We start from the raw sequence: 16947 nt of genomic DNA on the forward strand, positions 1-16947 counted from the left end.
TGCCGTTCCCCCTGTGGGTCGGACTTCAGTCCGACAGCGCCTGGCTCAACGCGTGTTGTCGGACTGAAGTCCGACCCACGGGGGCGGGCGTGGGTTTTTGCTTCGGTAGCGCCGCTTTCGGGTTCGGTGGCGAAGCTTGGCGGGTCGGTGGCGAGGGATTTTGTGTCGCTTGCGAGCCGATGGGCTTCGGTGTCGAACCGGGGGACGTCGCTTGCGAAGCTTTTCGCGTCGGTTCCGAGCCAAACAGGTTCGGCACCGACGCTTTTTGCTTCGGTGTCGAGGCTCTTCGGGTCGCCATCGACACGCCGGGCGTCGCCATCGACACGTCGGGCGTCGCTGCCGGGCCGGCGAGTGTCGCGCGCTCAGTGTGCAGGCCTGGCGCGCATCAGGGCGGCGGGCACGATGTCTTCCAGTTCGCCGCGCAGCCAGTTGTGGGCCGGGTCGTGGCGGTGGCGCAGGTGCCAGATCATGTACATGGGCATGGGCGGGCAGGGCAGCGGGGCGGGGGCGCTGGCCAGATCGCGCAGCAGCTCGCCGGCCAGCAGGCTGGGCAGGGTGGCCAGCCGCCGGGTGCCGCGCAAAAAGGGGGCGATGCCGGCAAAGCCCGGCACCAGCGCGACGAAGCGCCGCTCGATGCCCTGGGCGAGGAGGATCTGGTCGATATCGAGGCTGCGCCGCGGTTCGTAGAGCACGCTGACGTGGTCGGCGGCGAGGTAGTCGGCCAGGCTTTCCGGGGCGCTGCGCTGGCTGGCATCGTAAAAGACCCGGTAGCTGTCGTCGAAGAGGCGCTTTTGCAGGATGTCGCTGCCTTCCGGCGGGCGTGGCGAGATGGCCAGCTGGCAGTGCTCGTCGCGCAGCATGTCGGCGGTGGGTACGTCGGAGGGGATGACGCGCAGGGTGATGCCCGGCGCCACTTCATGCAGGCGGGCCAGCAGCGGCGGCAGCAGCAGGTCGCGCTGCAGGTCGTTGGCGGCGATGGTGATGTGGCTGGCGAGCTGGCGCGGATCGAACTCGGCGCCGGTGGCAAAGCGACGCATTTCGTCGAGCAGCACACGGGCGTGCACGGCCAGCGCTTCGGCGCGGGCGGTGGGCACGATGCCGCGCCCCGACTTGACGAACAGCGGGTCGCCGACAATGCCGCGCAGCTTGTCGAGCAGGTGGCTGACCGCCGACTGGGTGACGCCCAGACGTTCGGCGGCGCGGGTGATCGAGCCTTCCTCGATGACGATGACGAGGAGCTGGAGGAGGCGGCCGTCGAGGCTCAAATGATCGAAATTACTCATGGCACGAATCGGTAAGGCGGGATTTATCCCTGTTTGGTGTAGGGGCAAACTGCATCACGTGATCACATTCGAATAAAGGAGACACGCATGACTGCAGCGAAACCGCGTCGGGAAATCCCCGGCACGCCGATGTTCGACGGGGCCGCGGCCCGCAAGGGCTACGCCCTCAACAAGATGTGCTTCACCTTCAATTCGGCCGACAACCGCGCCGAGTTTGTGAAGGACGAGGCCGCCTATTGTCGCAAGTATGGCCTGAACGCCGAGCAGGAAGCGGCGATTGCCAGGCGCAATGTGCTCGACCTGATTGCGGCGGGCGGCAATGCCTATTACCTCGCCAAGTTTGCCGGCATCCTCGGCCTCGACATGCAGGATATCGGCGCGCAGCAAACCGGGATGACCAAGGAAGCCTTCAAGGCGAAACTGCTGGAAGCGGGGAAATAAGACATGGCAAAGATTGTTGGCGGTATTGTGACTTCCCACGTTCCGGCGATCGGCCGGGCGATTGCCGGCGGCCTGCAGGAGGACGCGTACTGGAAGCCCTTCTTCGACGGCTTTCCGCCGGTACAGAAGTGGCTCGACGAAGTGAAGCCCGACGTGGCGGTGGTGATCTACAACGACCACGGCCTCAACTTCTTCCTCGACAAGATGCCGACCTTCTCGGTGGGCGCCGCACCGGCCTACCAGAACGCCGACGAGGGCTGGGGCATCCCGACCCTGCCGTCCTTTCCGGGTGATCTGGACTTGTCCTGGCACCTGATCGAAGCGTTGGTGGAGAAGGAATTCGACATCACCACCTGCCAGGAAATGCTCGTCGATCACGCCTTCACGCTGCCGATGAAGCTGCTGTGGCCGAAGGCCGGCGACAACTGGCCGGTGCGCACGGTGCCGGTGTGCATCAACACCGTGCAGCACCCGCTGCCCAGCGCCAAACGCTGCTTCAAGCTCGGCCAGGCCATCGGCGAGGCGGTGCGCTCGTGGGATGCCGACGCCCGCGTGGTGATCATCGGCACCGGCGGCCTGTCGCACCAGCTGGACGGCGAGCGGGCCGGTTTCATCAACAAGGAATTCGATCTGCAGTTCATGGACAGCCTGGTCACCGACCCGGCCTGGTCCACCCAGTACTCGATTGAGGATCTGGTCGAGAAGACCGGCACCCAGGGCATCGAGCTGCTGATGTGGATCGCCGCCCGCGCCTCGCTGGGGAGTGTTGAACAGGTGAAGATGCTGCATTCGAACTATCACATCCCGATTTCCAACACGGCCGCCGGCTTGATGGTCTTCGAGAACATCGACTGAGAGGCAGCCCCCGTGGGTCGGACTTCAGTCCGACAGCATGGGCTGAACGCGCGGCGTCGGACTGAAGTCCGACCCACAGGAGGTAGCGCTTTCCGGCGGCGCCAGGTGTCCCTTTTCGGGGTGCCTGGCGCCTTTTGCGCTTGGCATGAAGCGAGCCGGCACGCCGCTGGCGACGGCTTTCGTGTCAAAATCGGACACCGCATTACCCCGGGGCTTTGACCCGCCAAAGAGGAGAATCCATGGAGTTCGAGAACGTCACCGGCGAGCCGGAAATCGAAGGCATCGAGTTCGTCGAATATGCGACGGCGCGTCCGAAGGAGTTCGGCGTGGCGCTGCAGGCCATGGGCTTCCGGCCGGTCGCCCGGCACCGCTCGCGGGACGTGCTGCTGTATCGCCAGGGCGACGTGAACGTGATCGTCAATGCCGACCCGAAGGCGGTGGCCAGTGAGGATCTCGAGGCCGGCTCGGAAGTGATGCTGAAGGCGCTGGCGATTCGCGTGCCGGATGCGGGCGTGGCCTACACGCGGGCGCTGGCCTGTGGCGGCCAGCCGGTGCCGAGCCGGGCCGGGCCGATGGAACTCACGATTCCGGGTATCCAGGGGCCGGGCGGTGCGGTGCTGTTCCTGCTTGACCGACGCGCCGGGGTGTCTTTCTACGAGGTGGATTTTCTGCCCCTGGCGGATGCGCAGTTCGATGTGCCGGCGCTGTCCGGGCTGCATTTCTTCGGCATCGTCCAGTACATCCTGGCGGGCGAAACAGACCACTGGTGCAACTTCTACGAGCGGGTGCTGGGTTTTGCGCCGCTGCCGGAAGGCGTGCGCTTTGGCGTGCTGCCGCGCGGCGCGATCATCCGCAGTGCCTGTGGGCGCTTCTTCCTGCAGTTCATCGAGCCGCCGGCCGGCGCCGAGGACGCCCACTGGCGTGAAGGTTTCAACCGGGTCGGGCTGGGCGTGCCGGACGTCGAAAAGACGGTGGCTGAACTGGAATCCCGGGGCATTCATTTTGTCGATTCTTCCCTGCTCGGCAACCGCGAGCTGGGCGCGCTGACCCGCACGCTGGTGGGTGGCACCCAGTTCGAGCTGGTGCATCACCGGCCCTGAGCATAAAAAAACGGGCATCCCTGGAGGGACGCCCGTAACAACGCGGAGAACGAAGCGGTTTGCGGCGGTGCCAACAGCCCCTGTGGGTCGGACTTCAGTCCGACAACACGGGTGGACAGTGCGCAGTCGGACTGAAGTCCGACCCACAGGGATGGGCGCCGGCCGTTTGAATCAGAACTTGTAGACGAAGCCCAGCTGAATGCCGCGGATGCTTTCGCCATTCACGTCGGCGGCTGCGGTGAAGTTCTTGGGCAGGCCGGCAGAACCGCCCGGGCGGAAGCCGGCGTTCTTGTCGTTGTCCATCACATCCACCAGTGCGTACAGCATGGTGTCCTTGAATACGTCGTAGTAGCCACCGACCGACCAGCCATTGGCGTTCTTGCCGGTGTTGGAGGTGTCTTCGATGCGGCCGTACAGGGCGCCGAGGCGCAGCTTCGGGGTGATTTTGTAGTCAGCCGAGAGCTGGAAGATGTTGTAGTAGGTGTTGGCATCGACCAGCGTGCCGCCCACCAGGGTGCCGGTGTTGCCCAGCGGGGCGCCACCGTTGTTGAGCAGGCTGGCGGCCGGACACGGGCTGGTGCTGCTGGTGCAGGTGGTGGCGTTGTTGTTGGTCCGCACGTAGGCGGCGTAGATCTTGCCCTTGCCGTAGTCGTAGTTGGCGAACAGGTTGTTGTAGAAGACCGTCTTGTCGACCTTGGCGCCGTTCGGTGCCTTGCCGCCGATGCCGGCGAAGCCGACCAGGTACGGGCCGTTCTGGTAGTCGGCGGCGAACTGGTAGACGCCCTGGTTGGTGGTCTCGTTTTCCTTGGCGCCGGCGAAGGAGTAGTGGGCTTCGAGCAGCAGGCCGTTGATGCGCGGGGAGATCCACGCCAGGTCGCTGTCGTAGCGGGAGGCGACGCCGAAGTTGTTGATCACCGAGCCCAGGGTGCGGGCGGTGTAGTCGATGTAGCCGCCGCGCACCAGCAGAACGGAGTTCTGGCGGCCGACGCGGAATTCACCGTAGGGGGTCTGGATGCCGGCCCAGGCCTGACGGTCGAACAGGCGGGTGCTGTCAGCCTGCGCACCGTTGGAGAGGTTGAGGCCCTGTTCGAGGTGGAACTTCATGATCAGCTCGGCATCGACCGGCTTCTCGCCACGGACGCCGATGCGGCTGCGCAGGTAGCCGCCTTCTTCCAGTGCGTTCAGGCTCTTGCCCGAGCTGCTGCGCATGAAGTTCAGGTACTGGTCCACATTGCCGTACAGCTTGAAGGTGGCGCCGCCCACTTCCAGCGGGGGCAACTCGGCCTGGGCCACGCCACCGCTCAGGGAAGCCAGAGCGGCCAGCACCACACTCATTGTCTTTGCATTCATTGCCTCATCCTCTCTTTTTGTGTGTTCCGGCAGGGCTTGGCTGCGGTAGCTGCCCCGGTTTGCCCGGAATGTCTCCTGTCGCTGACCTCCACAGGTCAGCACGGAGCGGAGCTTACCGAGGTCGGGCCGGTCGACGCTCAGGGCAAAAGCAGGCAATGCGCGATTGTTGATCGCCGCTGGGCGATAAGCGCGCAGGAATCGGTGAGCGGGTGTGAGAGGGGATTTCTATGGCCAAAAGCCCCCGCAGCCAGCGCTCCGCCGACCCGGCGGGGCTGAGTGACGAGCCCCGCGTCTGAGGCGCTTTGGCCAGGCGATTCCGGAATGCAGAACCTGCGCGATTATCGGCCAGGCTTGTCCGTTTATCGCCCTTTGCCCGTGTTCTGCCCATTCTTCCGCAGGGGCCGCGTCGCTAAGCTTCGACCCATGCTGAATCGCCCGGACAGGGCAGTCGGCCAGTCAAGAGCCGATGTATCGAATTGACGGAAGCAAAGCCCCTAAGGAGGAGCAAATGAAAAAGATAGTCGATGGATATTTCCATCTGCTGAAGATGCTGATTGCCCTGTGCCTGGCCATCATGGTGGTGCTGGTCTTCGGCAATGTGGTGCTGCGGTATGCCTTCAACAGCGGCATCACCGTCTCGGACGAAATCTCGCGCTGGCTCTTCGTGTGGCTGACCTTCCTGGGGGCCCTCGTGGGCATGAAGGAGCACGGTCACCTGGGGGTGGATTCCCTGGTTTCCCGGCTGCCGCCCTTCGGCAAGAAGTTCTGCCTGCTCGCCAGTCAGGTCCTCATCCTCGGCGTCCTGTGGCTGCTGTTCTCCGGCAGCCTTGAGCAGACCAAGATCAACATCGATGTGCAGGCCCCGGCTTCCGGCATTTCCATGGCCTATTTCTACGGCGTGGGCCTGATCTTCAGCGTCACTGCAGCCCTGATCGTGCTTCACGACATGTACCGCGTGCTGGCCGGCAAGCTGCAGGATCACGAACTCGTCATGGTCACCGAATCGGAAGAACTGGCCGAAGTGGCCCACCACCACGGGCAGATTAGCGCCCCCGGCAAGAAATAAGAGGAGACCGAAAATGACGATTGCCGTCTTCCTGGGTGCCCTGCTTGGCGCCATGGCGCTGGGCATGCCCATCGCCTTTGCACTGCTCGTCTGCGGCGCTGCCCTCATGTACCACATGGACATGATGGACGCGCAGATCATCGCCCAGAACCTGATCAACGGCGCCGACAGCTTCCCGCTGATGGCCGTTCCGTTCTTCATGCTGGCTGGCGAAATCATGAACACCGGCGGCCTTTCCAAGCGCATCGTCAATGTGGCGATGGCCATGGTTGGCCATGTGCGGGGCGGTCTGGGCTACGTGGCCATTCTGGCGTCCTGCCTGCTCGCCGCGCTGTCCGGTTCGGCCGTGGCCGATGCCGCTGCGCTGTCGGCCCTGCTGGTGCCGATGATGGTCGGGGCCGGTCACGACCGTGCCCGTTCCTGTGGCCTGATCGCTGCCGGCGGCATCATCGGCCCGATCATCCCGCCAAGTATCGGTTTCATCATCTTCGGCGTCGCCGCCAACCTGTCGATCTCCAAGCTCTTCCTGGCCGGCATCTTTCCGGGCCTGCTGATCGGCTTGTCCCTGGTCTGCGCCTGGTGGTGGGCGGCCCGCAACGAAAACCTGACCCCGCCGCCGCGCAAGACGACTGCGGAAGTCCTGAAGACCCTGGCCGACGGCTTCTGGGCCCTGATGCTCCCGTTGATCATCATCTTTGGTCTGAAGTTCGGCATCTTCACGCCGACCGAAGCGGCGGTGGTGTGTGCGGTGTATTCGCTGTTCGTCGCGGTGTTCATCTACAAGGAACTCAAGCCGGCGCAGATCTACGGCGTGTTTGTCTCTGCGGCCCGAACGACCGCCATCGTGATGTTCCTGGTGGCTGCTGCGCTGGTGTCGGCCTGGCTGATTACCGTCGCCGACCTGCCGGGCCAGATCGTCGGTCTGCTCGAGCCCTTCATGGGCAACAAGATCCTGCTGATGTTCGCAATGATGGCGGTGGTGGTGATTGTCGGTACGGCCATGGACATGACCCCGACCATCCTGATCCTCACCCCGGTGCTGATGCCCATCGTGATGAAGGCCGGCATCGATCCGATCTACTTCGGCGTGCTGTTCATCATCAACAACGCCATCGGCCTGATTACCCCGCCGGTCGGCACGGTGCTCAACGTGGTGGCCGGGGTTGGCAAGATCAGCATGGACGACCTGATGAAGGGCGTGTGGCCCTTCATGGTGGCCGAACTGATCATGTTGTTGCTGATGATCCTGTTCCCCGCGCTGGTGATTGTGCCGGCCAGCTGGTTCAGCTGATCTGTCCTGTTGCAGTAAGGGCACCTCTACGGGGGTGTCCGGTTTTAAACGCGTTTCACTATAAGACTGGAGACAAACCATGACCCGTTTCACCCGTCGTACCTTCATCGTCGCCATGGCCGCGCTGTTGCCCCTCGCCACCGTCCAGGCCGCCGAAATCAGCGAGCGGACCATCAAGTTCGCCTTCCAGAACAACAAGGGCCACCCGCAGGAAATGGGTGCCCAGAAGTTTGCCGAGCTGGTGGGGGCCAAGTCCGGCGGCAAGATCAAGGTCAAGCTCTTCCCGGGCGGCCAGTTGGGCGGCGACGTGCAGACCATTTCGGCCGTGCAGGGCGGCACCATCGAGATGTCCGTGCTCAACTCCGGCATCCTGCAAAGCCTGTCCAGGGAATTCGCGGTATTCGACTTTCCCTTCCTGTTCGCCAATCCGGCCGAAGCGGATGCCGTCACCGATGGCGCTTTCGGCAAGGGCCTGCATGCCAAACTCGCCGAAAAGAACCTGATCGGCCTTGGCTTCTGGGATCTGGGTTTCCGCAACATCACCAACAGCAAGCACCCGATCACCAAGGTCGAGGACATCGCCGGCCTGAAGCTGCGCGTCATCCAGTCGCCGATCTACGTGGACATGTTCAGCGCCCTGGGTGCCAACCCGACGCCGCTGGCCTGGCCAGAGGTGTACAGCGCGCTGGAACAGAAGGCGGTGGACGGGCAGGAAAACCCCAACACCACGATTCGTAGCGCCAAGCTCAACGAAGTGCAGAAGCACCTGGCCCAGACCCGCCACGTGTACAACCCGCAATCGCTGATCTTCAGCAAGAAGCTGTGGGACAAGCTGAGCGCCGACGAGAAGAAGATCATCGCCGACGCCGCCACCGAAGCCACCGCCTACGAGCGCCAGGTTTCCCGCCAGCAGGCCAGCGAAGCCATTGAAGAACTGAAGAAGTCCGGCATGCAGGTTACCGAGATCGCCCCGGCCGAACTCCAGCGCATGCGCGACAAGGTCAAGCCGGTGATCGACAAGTACAGCGCCCAGGTCGGCCCCGATACGGTCAAGGCCCTGTACGCCGAGATCGCCAAGGTTCGCAAGTAAGCAGAGAAGGGCCAGGGAAAAACCATGCAAGAACTGTTGTTCGATCAGGCCTTCTGGATCGCACTGATCCAGATCATCGGCATCGACATCGTGCTCTCCGGAGACAACGCTGTCGTCATCGCGCTGGCCGCGCGCTCATTGCCCGACGCCCAGCGCAAGCAGGCGGTGATGTGGGGCAGCAGCGCGGCGGTGGTCATGCGTGTCGTGCTTACCATCGTGGCGGCCGAGCTGTTGCAGTTGCCGCTCCTGAAGGTGGTCGGTGCCGTACTTCTGGTGTGGATCGCAGTTCAGTTGCTGGTTCCCGAGGACGAGGCGGAAGGCGACGGAGCCCGCCTGGCAGGCGCCGGGCTGGCGGCCGCCATCAAGACCATCATGATCGCCGACCTGGTGATGAGCATGGACAACGTGGTGGCCATCGCCGGCGCCTCCAAGGGCAGTGTCGTGCTGCTCGTCATCGGCCTGGCCCTGAGCATTCCGCTGGTGGTGTTCTCGAGCACTTTCCTGATGAAGGTGATGGAACGCTTCCCGGTGGTCATCACCGGCGGGGCGGCACTGCTGGGCTTTGTGGCGGGTGAAATGGCGGTCAGCGACCTGTGGTTCGGGCCGTGGATCAACACCCATGCCGCGTGGCTGCACAGCGTGTTGCCGGTGGCCGGTGCGGTGCTTGTGGTGCTGGTTGGCAAGTTGCTGGCCGCGCGGGCCCATGCCCGCGAGGCTGGTCGTGAATCGGTCGAGCTTGATCTCGGCAAGGCCCGTTGAGGGAAGGAAAAGTCATGACCAGGATTCTGTTTCCCGTTGATGGTTCGGACCTCTCCGTGCAGGTCGCCGGGGCTTTGCCGGCCCGGCTGGCCGTGTATCAGGGGCCGGTGGAAATCCACCTGCTCAATGTCCAGCGTCCGGTGCATCGCGACGTGGGGCAGTTTCTGGCCCACGACGGTCTCCAGGCGCTGCACCGGGAGGAGGGGCTGAAGGCGCTGGCTGCCGAACAGGCCGCGCTGGAAGCCGCCGGGCTGCTGCCGCTGCTGCACGTCGTGGTCGATGACCAGCCGGCCGAGGCCATCGTCCGTTTTGCCCGCGAGCACGGTTTTGACCAGATCGTGATGGGCAGTCACGGGCGCGGTGCGCTGGCCAGCCTGCTGCTCGATTCCGTGTCGGCCGAGGTGATCCGCCTGGCGGATATCCCGGTCACGCTGATCAAATGAAGCTGTTTGCCGGGCCTTTCATCCCCTTGCCAGGAGTTCTCTCCATGCGTTCCATTTCTGCCTGTCTTCTCGCCCTGACGGCGACCCTCGCGGCGCCGGCCCTGATGGCCGCCGAGGCGAAACCCGCTCCGCTGGTGATGATCGTGCCCTTCACCCAGAACGGGCCCACCGACAACGTGGCCCGTCCGGTCGCCGAAGCCATGGGGCGCGTCCTCGGACGCAACGTGGTCATCAAGAACATTGTCGGCGGTGGCGGCACCGTGGGGGCCCGGCAGGCCGCCCGTGCCAGGGCCGACGGTGACACCCTGATGCTCACCAACCTCAGCCAGGCCGCCGCGCCGGCGCTGTATGCGCAGCCGGGCTACGACCCGGTCAAGGACTTCGAACCGATCGGTCTGGTTGCCGACGTGCCGATGGTCCTGCTCGGCAAGAGCGGCCTCAAGGCGGACAGCTTCGACGGGCTGCGCCAGTACCTCGACAAGGGTTCGCGCAAGCTGGTGCTGGGCAACGCCGGCAAGGGCTCGGCCTCCCACCTGTGCGGCCTGCTGCTGTCGCATTCCCTGATAAAGGAATTCGACCAGCGCGCCTATCCGGGCACCGAGCAGGCGGTGGCCGATCTGGTCACCGAAGGCAACATCGACCTGCTGTGCGATCAGGTGAGCAACGTGCTGGTGCCGGTAAAGGCAAAGAGCGTCAAGGTGTATGGCGTGACTGCCGCGGCCCGGCTGGATGTGCTGCCCGACGTGCCGACCCTCGCCGAGCAAGGTCTGAAAGGTTTCGAGCTGCTCGCCTGGCACGGCCTGTATGCCCCGAAGGGCACGCCCCAGGTGACGCTCGACCGGCTCGGGAATGCCCTGCGCAGCGCCCTGCAGGACCCGAAGCTGAAGAAGGACCTGCTGGCCATCGGCGCCCGTGTGGCGGAGTCCGACAAGGCCACCGCCAAAGCCCTGCGCACGCGGCTCGAGTCCGACGTGAGCCGCTGGCAGGAAGTGGTCCGCGCCGAGCGCGCCCCGCCGCGCTGATCTGACCGGCCGCTGCCGGCCCGCCCCGCAAAGAACCCTGTTTTTGCAGTCTGCCCCTCCGGCTGAGACCGGAGGCGGGCCCCTGCACGCCGTTTTTCATCGCTGACGATTGAAAAGGACACGCCATGTACAAGCACATCCTCCTCCCGACCGATGGGTCGGAACTGTCCCACAAGGCCGTTCTGCACGGCATCCAGCTGGCCAAGGTGCACCACGCAAAGGTCACCGGCCTGTCGGTGATCCTCCAGTCCCTCACCCCTCGCGGCCTCGGTGATTCGATGGTCGGCGACAAGCTGCACTCCGACAACGCCGAGATGTTCCTGGCCTTCGTCTCCGAAGAGGCGAAGAAAGCCGGCGTGGCCTTCGACTGCTTCTTCGTCAGCGGCGATTCTGTTGCCGAAGAAATCGTGCGCGCCGCCGAGTCCACCGGCTGCGATCTCGTCTGCATGTCGTCCCACGGCCGCATGGGCCTGCGCAGCCTGCTGATGGGCAGCGAAACGACCAAGGTGCTGCATTACAGCAAGGTGCCCGTGCTGGTTGTGCGCTGAAGCGCCGCCCGTGCGAACTGTTGAAAGGAATTCAAAATGATTAGCGGAAAGACCATCCTCATCGCCCACCTCGGCTACCCGACCGAGAGCTTCAAGGCGCCGATGATCTACAACCCGTGGTTCGAGTCGAAGGGCATTGATGCCGTGGTGATGCCGATGGGCGTGAAGCCGGAGGACTACCCGGCGGCCATCGAATCCCTGCGCAAGATGACCAACCTGCGCGGCGCGCTGGTGACCATGCCGCACAAGGTGAGCACCATGTCGCTGGTGGATGAAGTCACGCCGACGGCCAGCATTGCCGGCGCGGCCAACGCGATTTTGCTGCGTCCGGACGGCACCCTGCTGGCCGACCAGTTCGACGGCGCCGGCTTTGTGCGTGGCGTGCTGCGCAAGGGCCAGGCGCTGGAAGGCAAGCGCGTGCTGGTGTCCGGCAACGGCGGCGTCGGTTGCGCCATCGCCGCCTCGCTGGCCGCCGCCGGCGTGGCCGAGATGGCCCTCTTCGACAACTTCAGTGCCTCGTCGGAAGCCCTGGCCGGCCGCCTCAAGACCCATTACCCGAACCTGCTGGTGAGCACCGGCTCGAACGATCCGGCCGGGTTCGATCTGATCGTCAATGCCACGCCGCTGGGCATGAAACCCGACGATCCGCTGCCCTTCGACATGGACCGGGTCAGCCCGAGCACCTTTGTGGGCGAAGTGGTGATGAAGCAGGCCATCACGCCGCTGCTCGCCGCCGCCCAGGCCAAGGGCTGCCCGATCCAGGTCGGCACCGACATGCTCTTCGAGATGATCCCGGCCTACCTGGAATTCTTCGGCTTCGGCACCACCACGCCGGACGAGCTGCGCGCCGTTGCGCAGATCAGCTACTGAAAGGAATCGTCATGAAGAAGATCGTGATGCTCCACGGCATCAACCACAACATGTTCGGCAAGCGCGATCCGGTTCAGTACGGCACGATCACGCTCGCCGAGATCGATGGCCAGCTGCAGGCGCTGGGCGCCGAGCTGGGTGTCGAGGTCGACAGCTACCAGACCAACCACGAAGGCGACATGTGCCTGCGCATCCACCAGGCCTTCACCGATGGCGTGGATGCGGTGCTGATCAACGCCGGTGCGTGGACCCACTACAGCTACGGCATCCGCGACGCGCTGGCGATCCTGACCTGCCCGATCGTCGAACTGCACATGTCCAACATCCACGCCCGCGAACCCTTCCGCCACGTCTCGGTGTTCGGTGACATCGTGAAGGGGCAGATCTGCGGTTTTGGCGTCGACAGCTATTTGCTGGCCTTGCGCGCCGCCGTGTCGGCCCTTCGCTGAGCCTGCGCTGTCGGACTGAAGTCCGACCCACAACGACGCTGCCCGGGTTTTCTGTGGGCCGGATGCCGAGCCGCCGGATCGCCCACAACGACGCTGTCCGGGTTTTCTGTGGGCCGGATGCCGAGCTGCCGGATCGCCCACAACGACGATATCCAGGTTTTCTGTGGGTCGGACTTCAGTCCGACAGCTCCGCTTCAGCGTGCGCTGCCCGACTGAATTCCAACCCGCAAAAGCGCACGATGACGCCGCTCCGCGACCCCGAGCGGCGTTTTTTTACAGCAGGGCGAGCAGGGCGTGCTCGGCTTCCCGCATTACCGGCAGGGCGCGGGTCAGGGCCTGCTGGGTGGTCTCGTTGCCGATTGGCAGGCTTACGCTGATGGCGCCCACCACGTCGCCGGCCCGGGTGCGGATCGGCACGGCGATGCCGCGCCGGTCCTGTTCCAGCTGTTGCTCCAGGATGCAGTAGCCCGACGTGCGGGCCTTGTCGATCACCACCCGGACGTCCTCTTCCCGCGTGTAGCTGTGCGGGGTGTAGGGCACGAACTTGCGCCCGGCGAGCCAGCGGTCTACCTCTTCAGGCGGCTTGCAGGCCAGCAGGACGACTCCCGCCGAGGCCAGGTTGGCGGCGATCCGTGCGCCCAGCACGAAACCCAGGCTCTGCACCCGGCCGATGCCGTTGCGGGCCACGAACACCACCTCGTCCTCGTCGAGTACCGCAAAGAAGGCCGAGCCGCCCAGCTCAAGACTGATGCGCTGCAGGAAGGGCTGGACGGCACGCGGCACCTTGGCCGAATCGAAGTAGGACCAGCCCAGGCGCAGGATGCGCGGCGTCAGCCAGAAGTGTGTTCCGTCGCTTTCCACATAGCCGAGGTGTTGCAGCGTGAGCAGGTAGCGGCGCGCGGCGGTGCGGGTGATGCCGGTGCGCCGGGCGGCGGTGGACGGGGTCAGGCGCGGGTGGGCGTCGTTGAAGGCCTCGATGATGCGCAGGCCCTTTTCGAGTCCGGCGATCCAGTCGCGCCGGTCCAGTTCCTGTTCTTCAGCCATGGGGTGTCTCCTCCGCAATTTGCGCGATTATTGTTCTGGGGTGCGCGATTGTCGCGCGTAATGCGGTGCCGGGCAATGGCCCCTCCCTTTGCCGCTGCCTACCATGGAGACACTGATTCAGAACCCATAACTATTACAGGCGGAGACCCTTGATGCGCCGATCGATTGCCACTGTCTGCATCAGTGGAACCCTGGAAGAGAAGCTGGAATCCATCGCCCGTGCTCGTTTCGATGCGGTGGAAATCTTCGAGAACGACCTGATCTACAGCCGCCTGTCGCCGCGGGAAATCCGCCAGCGCTGCGCCGACCTGGGCCTGGGCATCGATCTCTACCAGCCCTTCCGGGACATGGACGGCGTCGACGAGGCCCGCTTCAAGCGCAACCTCGACCGTGCCGAACGCAAGTTCGACCTGATGGTCGAGCTGGGCGCGCCGATGCTGCTGGTGTGCTCCAACGTGCAGCCGGGCATGATCTGCGACGACGCGCTGCTGGCCGCGCAGATGCACGCCATGGCCGAAAAAGCCGCCGAGCGCGGTCTGCGCATCGCCTATGAGGCGCTGGCCTGGGGCCATCACGTCAATCGCTACGAACATGCGTGGGAGATCGTCAGGAAGGCCGACCACCCGCACCTGGGCCTGTGCCTCGACAGCTTCCATATTCTGTCGCGGGGCGACGATCCGGCCGGTATCGAGCAGATTCCGGCAGAAAAACTGTTCTTCCTGCAACTGGCCGACGCGCCGCGCATGGTGATGGATGTGCTCCAGTGGAGTCGTCACTACCGCTGCTTTCCGGGGCAGGGCACCTTCGATCTGGTCGGCTTCATGGAGCACGTATTGAAGGCCGGTTACGCCGGGCCGCTGTCGCTGGAGGTGTTCAACGACATCTTTCGCGCCGCGCCGAACCGCCGCACCACGCTGGATGCCTTCGAGTCGCTGCTGTTCCTCGAAGAGCAGATCCGCCGCCGCCTCGAAAGCCGGATCCCCACCGATCCGGCGGCCCGCCCGTTGACCGAACGCATTGAACTCTTCAACCCGCCGGCACCGCCGGAAGTGCGCGGCGTGTCCTTCATCGAGTTCGCGGTGGACGACGCTTCGGGCAAGGCCCTCGGCAAGGCCCTGCAGGCCCTGGGCTTCGACCATACCGGCACGCATCGCACCAAGAGCGTCCAGCTTTTCCAGCAGGGCGACGTGCGCCTGATGGTGAACAACGAACCCGGCTCGTTTGCCAGCGACTACTTCCAGCGTCGCGGGCCGTCTATCTGCGCCCTCGGCCTGGCCACCGACGACGGCCAGCGCGCGGTGAACCGCGGCGTGGCCTTCCATGTGCCGAGCTACGCCGGCCGCATCGGACCCAACGAAGCGCTGATTCCGGCCCTGCGGGCGGTGGACGACAGCATCATCTACTTTGTGTCGCAGGCGCTGGAGGACAAGGGTTTTCTGGCTACCGACTTCGTCATGAAGGATGCCAAACCCGCGGCCAGCCGTGCCGGCATCGAGCGGGTGGATCACATTGCCCAGGGCTATCCCTTCGAGCAGTTCGACACCGGCGTGCTGTTCAACCGGGTCGTGCTCGGGCTGAAGCCCCAGGAAAGCATGGAGCTGGCCGACCCCAACGGGCTGGTGCGCAGCTGTGCGATGGTCAATGCCGACCAGTCTCTGCGTATCGCCCTCAACGTGTCGCATAGCCGCAGCACGGTCAGCGGGCGCAGTACCGAAGCGCTGCAGGGCGGCGGCGTGCATCACATCGCGCTCTCCAGCAGCGACATCTTTGCTTCCGCCGAATACCTGGCAAAGAGCGGCGTCGGCCTGCTGGACGTGCCGGACAACTATTACGACGATCTGCCGGCCCGCTTCGACATCGACGAGGCGCTGCTCAAGCGGATGCGCCGGCTTGGCGTGCTTTATGATCGCAACGATGAGGGCGCCTTCTTCCACTTCTACACGCAAATGTTTGTCGACCGTTTCTTCTTCGAGATCGTCCAGCGCAGCGACGCCTATGCCGGTTTCGGCGCATCGAATGCGCCGGTGCGCATGTCTGCCCAGGCGGTGAGGGCGGCTGGATGATGCTTGCTCAGGGCCTTGATGGTGAGTGACTGGCGGGTACCGGAATACCTCCGCTCCCTGCGCGGGCGCAACTTCCGGCTGTACTTCTTCGGCCAGTCGGTGTCGCTGCTCGGTTCGTGGATCCAGCAGGTGGCGCTGGTGTGGCTGGTCTATCGGCTGACCGGATCGGCGGCGCTGCTCGGCGTGACGACCTTCGTGTCGCTCGCCCCGCAGCTCTTCCTCGGCCCGCTGGCCGGGGCGTGGATTGACCGCCAGGACAAGCGCCGCTGGCTGATCGGGGTGCAGGCGCTGCTGGCCGTTCAGGCTCTGGTGCTGGCCGTGCTGACCGCCACCGGGCTGATCGGCCCGGTGATGATCATCGCCATGTCCTTCCTGCTCGGGGTGCTCGGCAGTTTTGACGCACCGCTGCGCCACACGCTGATCAGCGCCTATGTGGAAGACCGGGCCGATTTGCCCAACGCGCTGGCCCTCAATTCGATGCTGGTGAATGGCGGGCGCTTCTTCGGCCCGCCGATTGCCGGCCTGCTCCTCGGCCTGACTTCCGAGGCGGCCTGTTTTGCGCTCAACGCCCTGTCCTTTACCGCGCTGGTGTTTGCCGTGCTGCGCGCCGAAGGGAAGATGCCGGAACCGGCCCGCGGTTCGGTCGGCCATGTCTTCAAGGAAGGCGCCCGCTATGTGTGGGACACCTGGTTCGTGCGCATCCTGATTGGCGTGGTGGCGGCGGTGAATATCACCGCGTCGAGTTACGCGACCCTGTTGCCGATCCTTGCCAAGGACATCTTCCTTGGCGATGCGCAAACTCTCGGCTGGCTGTGGGGGGCGGCGGGGGCGGGGGCTTTTCTGGGTACCGTCGTGCTCGTCGGCACCCGTTCGCTGCCGCGCCTGAGCCAGGGCGTGGTGGGGGCCGTGGCCCTGAGCGCGCTGGCGCTCGGCGTGGTGGCTTCATCGACGTCGCTGGCCCCGGCCTTTGCCGGGCTGGCCGTGTTGGGCTTCGGCATCACGGTGTGCAATGCCGGCATCAACATGCTGCTGCAGTCGTGCACGCCGGAAACCCTGCGTGGCCGCGTGGTGGCCTTTTTCATGGCGACGCGCTTTGGTTTCGACGCCATTGGCGGCCTCATCGGTGGCTTGCTGGCGGCCTTGCTGGGCGTCCAGGCAACGTTGTGGATCGAGGGCGCGGTGCTGTCGGTTTGCCTGGTGTTCCTGTTTCTCCACCGGCAGCGCCTGGGGGCGGCCATCGAACATTGACGTCCTTGCGGACACCTTTTTTCCC

The 16947-nt window shown here is 64.7% G+C and carries 17 protein-coding genes; 14 read left to right on the plus strand and 3 right to left on the minus strand.

Features of this window, described 5'->3' with window-relative positions; genetic code table 11:
• Positions 1-362 precede the first annotated feature (362 nt).
• Positions 363-1283 carry a LysR family transcriptional regulator gene (locus tag ETQ85_RS23380; protein WP_148581458.1) on the minus strand — a complete coding sequence of 307 codons (921 nt, stop codon included), beginning with the start codon at positions 1281-1283 and terminating at the stop codon, positions 363-365.
• Positions 1284-1370: 87 nt separating this feature from the next.
• Here ETQ85_RS23380 and ETQ85_RS23385 point away from each other — a divergent pair, with 87 nt between their 5' ends.
• The 3 genes from ETQ85_RS23385 (at position 1371) to ETQ85_RS23395 (ending at position 3679) form a co-directional block, all read left to right on the plus strand.
• Positions 1371-1724, plus strand: a complete 354-nt coding sequence (locus tag ETQ85_RS23385; RefSeq protein WP_148581459.1) for a protocatechuate 4,5-dioxygenase subunit alpha — start codon at positions 1371-1373, stop codon at positions 1722-1724.
• A 3-nt stretch (positions 1725-1727) separates the two neighbouring features.
• Positions 1728-2579 (plus strand): class III extradiol dioxygenase family protein, encoded by an 852-nt coding sequence (locus tag ETQ85_RS23390; RefSeq protein WP_148581460.1) that lies wholly within the window; start codon positions 1728-1730, stop codon positions 2577-2579.
• Positions 2580-2818: 239 nt separating this feature from the next.
• Positions 2819-3679 (plus strand): VOC family protein, encoded by an 861-nt coding sequence (locus tag ETQ85_RS23395; RefSeq protein WP_148581461.1) that lies wholly within the window; start codon positions 2819-2821, stop codon positions 3677-3679.
• Positions 3680-3850: 171 nt separating this feature from the next.
• Here ETQ85_RS23395 and ETQ85_RS23400 read toward each other — a convergent pair whose 3' ends face one another.
• Positions 3851-5029: a porin gene (locus ETQ85_RS23400; RefSeq protein WP_222862275.1), complete on the minus strand. Its 1179-nt coding sequence runs from the start codon at positions 5027-5029 to the stop codon at positions 3851-3853.
• A gap of 508 nt (positions 5030-5537) precedes the next feature.
• Between ETQ85_RS23400 and ETQ85_RS23405 the strand changes: the two genes are divergently transcribed.
• From ETQ85_RS23405 to aroQ, 9 genes are all read left to right on the plus strand, one after another.
• Entirely contained in the window at positions 5538-6095 is a 558-nt protein-coding gene (locus ETQ85_RS23405) for a TRAP transporter small permease (RefSeq protein ID WP_148581462.1), read from the plus strand.
• Positions 6096-6108: 13 nt separating this feature from the next.
• A complete protein-coding gene (locus tag ETQ85_RS23410) occupies positions 6109-7386 on the plus strand; it encodes a TRAP transporter large permease subunit (protein WP_148581463.1) in 1278 nt (425 codons plus the stop codon).
• 79 nt (positions 7387-7465) lie between these two features.
• Positions 7466-8476 carry a TRAP transporter substrate-binding protein gene (locus tag ETQ85_RS23415; RefSeq protein ID WP_148581464.1) on the plus strand — a complete coding sequence of 337 codons (1011 nt, stop codon included), beginning with the start codon at positions 7466-7468 and terminating at the stop codon, positions 8474-8476.
• Between the two features lie 24 nt (positions 8477-8500).
• On the plus strand, positions 8501-9235 hold the full coding sequence (locus tag ETQ85_RS23420) for a TerC family protein (protein WP_148581465.1): 735 nt from the start codon (positions 8501-8503) through the stop codon (positions 9233-9235).
• A gap of 14 nt (positions 9236-9249) precedes the next feature.
• Positions 9250-9678, plus strand: coding sequence for a universal stress protein (locus ETQ85_RS23425; RefSeq protein WP_148581466.1), 429 nt, complete (start codon positions 9250-9252; stop codon positions 9676-9678).
• A 44-nt stretch (positions 9679-9722) separates the two neighbouring features.
• Positions 9723-10700, plus strand: coding sequence for a tripartite tricarboxylate transporter substrate-binding protein (locus ETQ85_RS23430; RefSeq protein ID WP_187394840.1), 978 nt, complete (start codon positions 9723-9725; stop codon positions 10698-10700).
• A 125-nt stretch (positions 10701-10825) separates the two neighbouring features.
• Positions 10826-11248: a universal stress protein gene (locus ETQ85_RS23435; protein ID WP_148581468.1), complete on the plus strand. Its 423-nt coding sequence runs from the start codon at positions 10826-10828 to the stop codon at positions 11246-11248.
• 36 nt (positions 11249-11284) lie between these two features.
• The gene (locus tag ETQ85_RS23440; protein ID WP_148581469.1) at positions 11285-12118 is read left to right on the plus strand and encodes a shikimate dehydrogenase family protein; all 834 of its coding nucleotides are present in this window, start codon (positions 11285-11287) and stop codon (positions 12116-12118) included.
• Positions 12119-12129: 11 nt separating this feature from the next.
• Complete coding sequence (gene aroQ, locus ETQ85_RS23445) at positions 12130-12567, plus strand: type II 3-dehydroquinate dehydratase (RefSeq protein ID WP_148581470.1); 438 nt, start codon at positions 12130-12132, stop codon at positions 12565-12567.
• Positions 12568-12840: 273 nt separating this feature from the next.
• On the opposite strand, the gene ETQ85_RS23450 is transcribed toward aroQ, so the two are convergent.
• On the minus strand, positions 12841-13611 hold the full coding sequence (locus ETQ85_RS23450) for an IclR family transcriptional regulator domain-containing protein (RefSeq protein ID WP_148581471.1): 771 nt from the start codon (positions 13609-13611) through the stop codon (positions 12841-12843).
• 152 nt (positions 13612-13763) lie between these two features.
• On the opposite strand from ETQ85_RS23450, the gene ETQ85_RS23455 reads away from it, so the two are divergent.
• Positions 13764-15674, plus strand: coding sequence for a bifunctional sugar phosphate isomerase/epimerase/4-hydroxyphenylpyruvate dioxygenase family protein (locus tag ETQ85_RS23455; RefSeq protein ID WP_148581472.1), 1911 nt, complete (start codon positions 13764-13766; stop codon positions 15672-15674).
• Between the two features lie 3 nt (positions 15675-15677).
• Positions 15678-16922 carry an MFS transporter gene (locus ETQ85_RS23460; RefSeq protein ID WP_246128881.1) on the plus strand — a complete coding sequence of 415 codons (1245 nt, stop codon included), beginning with the start codon at positions 15678-15680 and terminating at the stop codon, positions 16920-16922.
• Positions 16923-16947 lie beyond the last annotated feature (25 nt).

The organism is Zoogloea oleivorans, from assembly GCF_008107625.1.
Classification (GTDB): domain Bacteria; phylum Pseudomonadota; class Gammaproteobacteria; order Burkholderiales; family Rhodocyclaceae; genus Zoogloea; species Zoogloea oleivorans.

Bases quoted from the DNA above. Each gene is read 5' to 3' on its own strand.
- ETQ85_RS23380 (WP_148581458.1), bottom strand. From the start codon at position 1,283: ATGAGTAATTTCGATCATTTGAGCCTCGACGGCCGCCTCCTCCAGCTC.
- ETQ85_RS23385 (WP_148581459.1), top strand. From the start codon at position 1,371: ATGACTGCAGCGAAACCGCGTCGGGAAATCCCCGGCACGCCGATGTTC.
- ETQ85_RS23390 (WP_148581460.1), top strand. From the start codon at position 1,728: ATGGCAAAGATTGTTGGCGGTATTGTGACTTCCCACGTTCCGGCGATC.
- ETQ85_RS23395 (WP_148581461.1), top strand. From the start codon at position 2,819: ATGGAGTTCGAGAACGTCACCGGCGAGCCGGAAATCGAAGGCATCGAG.
- ETQ85_RS23400 (WP_222862275.1), bottom strand. From the start codon at position 5,029: ATGAATGCAAAGACAATGAGTGTGGTGCTGGCCGCTCTGGCTTCCCTG.
- ETQ85_RS23405 (WP_148581462.1), top strand. From the start codon at position 5,538: ATGAAAAAGATAGTCGATGGATATTTCCATCTGCTGAAGATGCTGATT.
- ETQ85_RS23410 (WP_148581463.1), top strand. From the start codon at position 6,109: ATGACGATTGCCGTCTTCCTGGGTGCCCTGCTTGGCGCCATGGCGCTG.
- ETQ85_RS23415 (WP_148581464.1), top strand. From the start codon at position 7,466: ATGACCCGTTTCACCCGTCGTACCTTCATCGTCGCCATGGCCGCGCTG.
- ETQ85_RS23420 (WP_148581465.1), top strand. From the start codon at position 8,501: ATGCAAGAACTGTTGTTCGATCAGGCCTTCTGGATCGCACTGATCCAG.
- ETQ85_RS23425 (WP_148581466.1), top strand. From the start codon at position 9,250: ATGACCAGGATTCTGTTTCCCGTTGATGGTTCGGACCTCTCCGTGCAG.
- ETQ85_RS23430 (WP_187394840.1), top strand. From the start codon at position 9,723: ATGCGTTCCATTTCTGCCTGTCTTCTCGCCCTGACGGCGACCCTCGCG.
- ETQ85_RS23435 (WP_148581468.1), top strand. From the start codon at position 10,826: ATGTACAAGCACATCCTCCTCCCGACCGATGGGTCGGAACTGTCCCAC.
- ETQ85_RS23440 (WP_148581469.1), top strand. From the start codon at position 11,285: ATGATTAGCGGAAAGACCATCCTCATCGCCCACCTCGGCTACCCGACC.
- aroQ (WP_148581470.1), top strand. From the start codon at position 12,130: ATGAAGAAGATCGTGATGCTCCACGGCATCAACCACAACATGTTCGGC.
- ETQ85_RS23450 (WP_148581471.1), bottom strand. From the start codon at position 13,611: ATGGCTGAAGAACAGGAACTGGACCGGCGCGACTGGATCGCCGGACTC.
- ETQ85_RS23455 (WP_148581472.1), top strand. From the start codon at position 13,764: ATGCGCCGATCGATTGCCACTGTCTGCATCAGTGGAACCCTGGAAGAG.